This window comes from Actinomadura sp. B10D3, from assembly GCF_039871695.1.
GTDB classification, from domain to species: Bacteria; Actinomycetota; Actinomycetes; order Streptosporangiales; family Streptosporangiaceae; genus Spirillospora; species Spirillospora madurae.
On record NZ_JBDPLY010000028.1, the window covers coordinates 121890 to 128122 of the forward strand.

Consider the following 6233-nt stretch of genomic DNA (forward strand, 5'->3'; position numbering starts at 1 on the left):
GGCCCTAGCGCCGGCGAGGGGGACCTCAATTCGAGAGGGCAGGTCAGTCCTGTGGAGGCATTCCGAGCCAGGTCACGATGGCCGTCGAGCGGTTCGGGGCCCCGAGCTTGGCATAAAGCCTGTTGATGTAATTCTTGACGGTCTTCTCGGTCAGAAATAGCTTGGCCGCGATCGTCGAGTTCGGATGGCCCTGCGCGATCAGGTTCATCACCTCGGCCTCGCGTTCGGAAAGTCCGAAGCGTTTCCGCTGCTCCACCGGATCGGCCGCCACCGGTGCGCCGGCGGGGTCCGTCCGCGCGGCGTCGATCAGGGCGGCCGACGCCGCCTGGGAAAGGGGGTGAGCCCGTTGCCGGACGCTGTTCAGGACGGCCGCGCACAGTTCCGCGGGAGTGAAGGTGTTGTGCACCAGGTAGCCCACGGCCCCGTTCCGGACGGCCGCCAGCACCACGTCGGGGTCCTCGACCTGGGTGAGCATGATGACCCGGCCGATCCCGCTCAGGGCGGCCGCCGCGGAGATCCCGTCGACGTGCGGCATGCGCACGTCGAGGAGGATCACGTCCGGGACCGTCTCCCGCGCCAGCTCGATGGCCCGCCGGCCGTCCCCCGCCTCTCCCACGACCTCGATCTCGTCGCTCGCCTCAAGCGCCAGCGTGAGACCCGAGCGGATGAACGGGTTGTCGTCCACCACCAGCACTCGGCACGGCGAATCGATCCTCACAGGCTCCTCCGGTCTACCGATGCGGTGCCGTTCCCGCCGGCCACCACCGTCGCGTCCTCGTCGGACGCGTCGTCCGGGGAGGGGGCGTGGCGGAAATGGACGGTGACGCGGGTGCCGCCGCCCGGGGTCGAGTCCACGGTGAGCTCTCCTCCGGCTCTGCGGGCCCGTTCGTGCATGCCGAGGAGGCCGTAATGGCCGCCGTCGGCGAGCGCGTCCAGCCAGCCGTCGCGGCCGGGACGCTCGGGGAGGCCGCGGCCGTCGTCGCGGACGACGACCCGCAGGCCGTCCGGGCCGTCGGTCACCGCGACCTCGACGGCCGTCGCACCGGCGTGCCGGCGGACGTTCTCCAGCGCTTCCTTGACGATCGCCACGGCCTCGTGCCGGGGGTGGAGCGGCAGGTCGGCGCCGTCCTGGACGCGTTCGGCCACCTGGACGCCGGTCGCCCGGCCCCACTCCGCGACCAGCTCGCGGAGCACGACGTGCAGGGGGCGCTGCACGGCGTCCGCGCGCAGATCGGCGATGAGCGACCGGGCCTGCCGGGTGGCGATCTGCGCGGCCGCGGCGATGCGCTGGGACTCCTTCACCGCGCGGTCCGGCGACGTGCGCACGACCATCGGCAGGCTGGTCGCGGTCAGCGCGATCCCCGACAGCGTGCCGGTCAGGGAGTCGTGCAGCTCCCGGGCCAGGTGCGAGCGCTCCTCGGCGGCCATGGCCATCGCCTCCGAGCGCCAGAGCGCCTCCTCGGCCGCGGCCTGCTCGTCGAACAGCCGCCGGATCACGCTCCCGACCAGGGCGCCGATCCCGTAGAACGCGGGCATCGCGAGCAGCAGCGGGAGGGTGTCGCCGCCCTTGATGCCGCCGTCGCCGTCTCCTTCCAGGAGGGCGACGTAGTACAGCACGGTCTGCTGGAGGCAGAGGGCGAGCGTCGTCGGCCAGCGGTACAGCAGCCCCGCCAGGCCCGCGGCGATCACCGTGACCAGGAAGTACGGGCCGATGATCCCGCCCGTCTTCAGCACCGCGTAGCCGAGCAGCACGTCGCAGGCCAGCAGGGCGGGCTGCGTGTACAGGCGCGAGACCACCTGTTCCCAGCCGAGCAGCATCAGCCCGGAGAACAGCGCCACCGCGGCCAGGGCGCTCAGCGCCCAGAAGTCGCCGCGGACCTGGCTGTCGATCAGCACCGTCACCCCGACGACCAGCACCCGCACCTGGATGAGCAGGACGAACGTCGTACCGATCCGGGATTCCACGGACCTGCGCGACGACCCGGCGACGTCCTGGGGCAGGTCGGGCATCGAGGTGGTCCTCCCGCGGGCAGCGCAGCTTTCTGCAAAAGGAACATTAGTCATATCTCTGGTGGAGGTCGCTACTATGCCCACGATCAACGACACATCCCTTCAAGAAGGGACGAAATCGTCAGGTCGCAGGACCGTTCCGCAGCCGAACGATGTCCGCAGCGCCGCCGAGTTCATCGCCCTGATGCGGCGGCTCCAGCGCTGGTCCGGACTGAGCCTCCAGGAACTCGAGGCCAGAACGGCGCAGGCGCCCGTCCTCATCCCCGGAGGGCTGGCCGGGATACTGGGCGGCAGCACTCTGCCGCGTCGCGAAGTGGTTTCGGCGTTCGTCAGCGCGTGCGGATGCGTGCCCGAGGTTCAGGCGGAATGGATGCGCGCGTACGCACGGGTATCCTCACCATCGCCGAGGCCGTCCTCCCGCGCCCCGGCGAAACCCGTCGCCGCTCCGGAGCCGCCCGTGCCCCCGCCCCCCGAGAAGAGGCAAGCCGAAGAGCAGCCGAAACGGCACCCTCGTCATCGCAGGTCTCCCGGGAAACGCGGCCGCTCAACGCGCCGTTCGCTCTCGCCGCTGGTCGCCGCACCGGCGTTCATCACCGTCGCGGTCGTCGCGATAGCCATGGTGACCGCACTCGGCGACGACTCAGGGAAGGACGAGACCAAGGAGAGCGGCAAGCCGTCCCTCGCGAGCCCGCCGGGCAACGGCTGGTACTCCATTCAATCCGAGGCCTCCGTTTCGGTGGGGAACTGCCTGGCGATCCTTCCGGATGATCAGTTCGCGCCGACCCTTTCGCTTGAAGAGTGCGATGAAGAGGACGATCTACAACGTTTCTGGCTTGAAACCCACCCGGCCAACACGTATGTCGTTCAGGGGCACACCGTCGACGGCAAGCTCTGGTGCCTCACGCTGGACGCGCCCGGCGAAGGATCCCGCCTGCATCTGACCGCCTGTGACGAGGCCGACAAGTGGCAGCGGTTCAATCTGGAGGCAACCAGGCCGAAGGGTGAGACCGGGGCGGACAAAGGCGCGTCCCAGCCGACCACCCTTTTCAACCTGCGGTCCCCTGAAACCCGTCAGAACGGAATGTGTGTGGGCATCGACTCGGCGCGGAAGGGCAGCATCCAGGCGATGCACACGGCCTGCACCAAGACGGGGATATGGGGCTACAGCTTCGTCCAGACCGCGCCCCCCGCCGGCACCTGACCTGGTAAGTCACCACCTGCCCTGCGTTCCGCGCGAACGAGCCACCGTGCGCTCGAATTCCGGCGGCCGGTCGATCCGGCCGCCGTTCTGGCATGCGCTGAAACGGATAAGAATCATTAGGGTCTGCGAGGGGCTGTGTTGGGGTCCTATGGCCCTAGGGGGCCGAGCGCCATTCTCCGTATCTTTTTCTTCATCGATCGGGCCACATTCCAGAGGCCCGTGAATGGAAAGGGAGTGGAGAAATGCGCGAGGAGAACTCTGTGGAGAGCAGGCCGTCCCGGCGCCGGACCACGATCGCGGCGGCGGTGGGCGTCACCGCGCTGGGCGGTGCCATCGCCGCCGGCGTGCTCGTGGCCGGCGGCTCGCAGCCCGCGCCGGTCGACAAGGTCTCCGCGGTGTCCGGCCAGGACGCGCCCGCCCTGGTCGGCGGAGCCTCCGCCGGCGCCGAGGCCCCCACGGGCGCCGAGGCCCCCACCGGTTCTGAGGCCCCCACCGGTTCTGAGGCCCCCACCGGTTCTGAGGCGCCCACCGCCGGCGGATCCGCCGGCGGCGCCGGGGTCACCGCGAAGAAGAAGGAGAAGTGCAACACCGTCGACCGCTACATCAACTCCGCCACAATCCCGAAGTACGAGTGGCACTCCAGCGTCAAGTACTGCTGGAACGGCAAGAAGGTGCGGATCGTCCGGGCGAACAGCTACCTGAAGGGCGCGGGCTGGAACGTCAAGGAGGAGGCGAAGCCCAACCGCATCGTCTTCAACAAGAACCGCTCCGCCGTGACGGTGATGATCAGCGCGAACGTGATCCGGCCGAACCCGTGGGGCGAGGTCATCCGGCACCCGAAGGTCCAGTACCGCATGTGGGCGGTCAACGGGGCCCACACCTACAAGATCATCACCAACGAGGCGTAGCCGGACCGGTGGGTCCCCGGCCGCGGGCCGGGAACCCACCGTCGCGCCGCGCGCCAGACCCTCGCGGCCGTTAGCGGCGCAGGGCCCATTCGACGGCGGGACAGCGGTCCATGACGACGTCGAGCCCGGCGGCCCGCGCGCGCCGGGCCGCCGCCTCGTCGATCACCTGGAGGGGGAGCCAGACCGCCTTCGCGCCGACCGTGATCGCCTCGTCCACCGCCGCGCCGGCGTGCTCGGCGCGGCGGTAGACGCCCACCACGTCGATCTCGGCGGCGTCCGGGACGTCGGCCAGCGAGGCGTACCCCTTCTCGCCGAGCACCTCCCGCGCCGCCGGGTGCACGGGGATGATCCGCTTCCCCCGCTGCCGCATCAGCCGCGCCTGGTCGTAGACCTCCCGCGCGGGATTGTCGCCCAGCCCGACGAACGCCCACGTCCTCGACTCGTTCAGCAGCCGCCGGATCACGTCCTGGTCGGCGAATTCAGCGCTCATGCCGGGCACAACACCGCCCGGGGCGGCTTTAGTTCCGCCGTCAGGGACGCCCGAGCGCCCGGTAGTTCCACCCCGCCGCGCGCCACCGCTCGGGGTCGAGGGCGTTGCGCCCGTCCACGATGTTGCGCTCGGTGACGGCCCCGGCGACCTCGTGGGGGTCCATGCCGCGGAACTCCGCCCATTCGGTCAGCAGCAGGACGACGTGGGCGCCGCGGACCGCCGACAGCGCCGAGTCGCCGTAGTCGAGGGACGGCTGGGCGCGGCGCGCGTTCCCCATGGCCTGCGGGTCGTACACCGTGACCCGGGCGCCCTGGGCGCGGATCGACGCGGCCACGTCCAGCGCGGGGGAGTCGCGCACATCGTCGGAGTTCGGCTTGAACGCGGCGCCGAGCACCCCGACCGTCCGGCCGACGAAGGACCCGCCGAGCAGCTGCCGGGCGAGGTCCACCATCCGGATCCGGCGCCGGATGTTGATCTCGTCGACCTCGCGCAGGAACGTCAGCGCCTGGTCGGCGCCCAGCTCGCCGGCGCGGGCCATGAACGCCCGGATGTCCTTCGGCAGGCACCCGCCGCCGAACCCGAGCCCCGGGCCGAGGAACTTGCCGCCGATCCGGTCGTCGTAGGAGAGCGCCTCCGACAGCTTCGTCACGTCGGCGTGCGCGGCCTCGCAGACCTCCGCCATCGCGTTGATGAACGAGATCTTGGTGGCCAGGAAGGCGTTCGCCGACACCTTGACCAGCTCGGCCGTCGGGAAGTCCGCGGTGATGAACGGGGTGCCCTCGGCGATCATCGTCCGGTAGACCTCGCGGAGCACCTTCTCGGCCTGCTCGGCGGCGCCCTGGTCGGCGGGCAGCCCGGCGACGATCCGGTCCGGGTGCAGGGTGTCCTGGACGGCGAACCCCTCGCGCAGGAACTCGGGGTTCCACGCCAGCACCGCGTCGCCGCCGGCCGGCGCCGTCCGGGCCAGGTACTCGCCCAGCCGGGCGGCCGTGCCGACGGGCACGGTCGACTTGCCGACGATCAGGCAGGGCCGCTGCAGCAGCGGCGCGAGCGACGCGACCGCGTCGTCGACGTACCTCAGGTCGGCCGCGTACTCGCCGGCCTTCTGCGGGGTGCCCACGCACAGGAAGTGGACGTCGCCGAACTCGGCGGCCTCGGCGTAGGACGTGGTGAACCGCAGCCGCCCCGTCTCCAGGCCCCTGCGCAGCACGGGTTCGAGGCCGGGCTCGTAGAAGGGCAGGTCACCGGCCGAGAGCCGCGCGATCCGCTCCGCGTCGACGTCGAGCCCGAGCACCTCGAAGCCGAGGTCGGCCATGCACGCCGCGTGGGTGGCGCCGAGGTACCCGGTTCCGATGACCGTCAGCCGGTGGGACAAGGCCTGCTCCTTCCGATTCGCTGTCGCCGACGAGCGGCCTGCTTCCACCGTGCCCGTTGCGGGCCGATACCTGCGCCGCCCAGCATCTGCTACCGGCCGGTAGCATCTGCGGCATGAGTTCTGACTTTCCCGCGTACGCCCCGTCCGAGGAGCATGAGCTGCTGAGGGCCACGGTACGTGAACTGGCCGAGGCCAAGATCGCTCCTTTCGCGGCGGAGGTGGATGAGGAGTCCCGGTTCCCGCAGGAGG

Annotated in this window: 7 protein-coding genes; 3 read left to right on the top strand and 4 right to left on the bottom strand. The window is 70.8% G+C overall.

Annotated elements, in window-relative coordinates:
- Positions 1-43 precede the first annotated feature (43 nt).
- On the bottom strand, positions 44-718 hold the full coding sequence (locus ABGB11_RS32725; RefSeq protein WP_347639242.1) for a response regulator transcription factor: 675 nt from the start codon (positions 716-718) through the stop codon (positions 44-46).
- On the bottom strand, positions 715-2010 hold the full coding sequence (locus ABGB11_RS32730) for an ATP-binding protein (RefSeq protein ID WP_347639244.1): 1296 nt from the start codon (positions 2008-2010) through the stop codon (positions 715-717). The genes ABGB11_RS32725 and ABGB11_RS32730 overlap by 4 nt, the downstream gene beginning before the upstream one ends.
- A gap of 76 nt (positions 2011-2086) precedes the next feature.
- Between ABGB11_RS32730 and ABGB11_RS32735 the strand changes: the two genes are divergently transcribed.
- Both ABGB11_RS32735 and ABGB11_RS32740 read left to right on the top strand, forming a co-directional pair.
- Positions 2087-3211 (top strand): hypothetical protein, encoded by a 1125-nt coding sequence (locus ABGB11_RS32735; RefSeq protein ID WP_347639246.1) that lies wholly within the window; start codon positions 2087-2089, stop codon positions 3209-3211.
- A 242-nt stretch (positions 3212-3453) separates the two neighbouring features.
- On the top strand, positions 3454-4119 hold the full coding sequence (locus ABGB11_RS32740; RefSeq protein WP_347639248.1) for a hypothetical protein: 666 nt from the start codon (positions 3454-3456) through the stop codon (positions 4117-4119).
- 70 nt (positions 4120-4189) lie between these two features.
- Here the strand turns inward: ABGB11_RS32740 and ABGB11_RS32745 are convergent, their stop codons facing one another.
- Positions 4190-4609 carry a CoA-binding protein gene (locus ABGB11_RS32745; RefSeq protein WP_347639250.1) on the bottom strand — a complete coding sequence of 140 codons (420 nt, stop codon included), beginning with the start codon at positions 4607-4609 and terminating at the stop codon, positions 4190-4192.
- 40 nt (positions 4610-4649) lie between these two features.
- A complete protein-coding gene (locus tag ABGB11_RS32750; RefSeq protein WP_347639252.1) occupies positions 4650-5984 on the bottom strand; it encodes a UDP-glucose/GDP-mannose dehydrogenase family protein in 1335 nt (444 codons plus the stop codon).
- 113 nt (positions 5985-6097) lie between these two features.
- Here ABGB11_RS32750 and ABGB11_RS32755 point away from each other — a divergent pair.
- Positions 6098-6233, top strand: a 136-nt coding sequence (locus ABGB11_RS32755; RefSeq protein ID WP_347639267.1) for an acyl-CoA dehydrogenase family protein, incomplete at its 3' end; no start/stop codon positions are given.

Coding starts and splice junctions, on each gene's coding strand:
- ABGB11_RS32730 (WP_347639244.1), bottom strand. CDS start 2,010: ATGCCCGACCTGCCCCAGGACGTCGCCGGGTCGTCGCGCAGGTCCGTG.
- ABGB11_RS32735 (WP_347639246.1), top strand. CDS start 2,087: ATGCCCACGATCAACGACACATCCCTTCAAGAAGGGACGAAATCGTCA.
- ABGB11_RS32745 (WP_347639250.1), bottom strand. CDS start 4,609: ATGAGCGCTGAATTCGCCGACCAGGACGTGATCCGGCGGCTGCTGAAC.
- ABGB11_RS32740 (WP_347639248.1), top strand. CDS start 3,454: ATGCGCGAGGAGAACTCTGTGGAGAGCAGGCCGTCCCGGCGCCGGACC.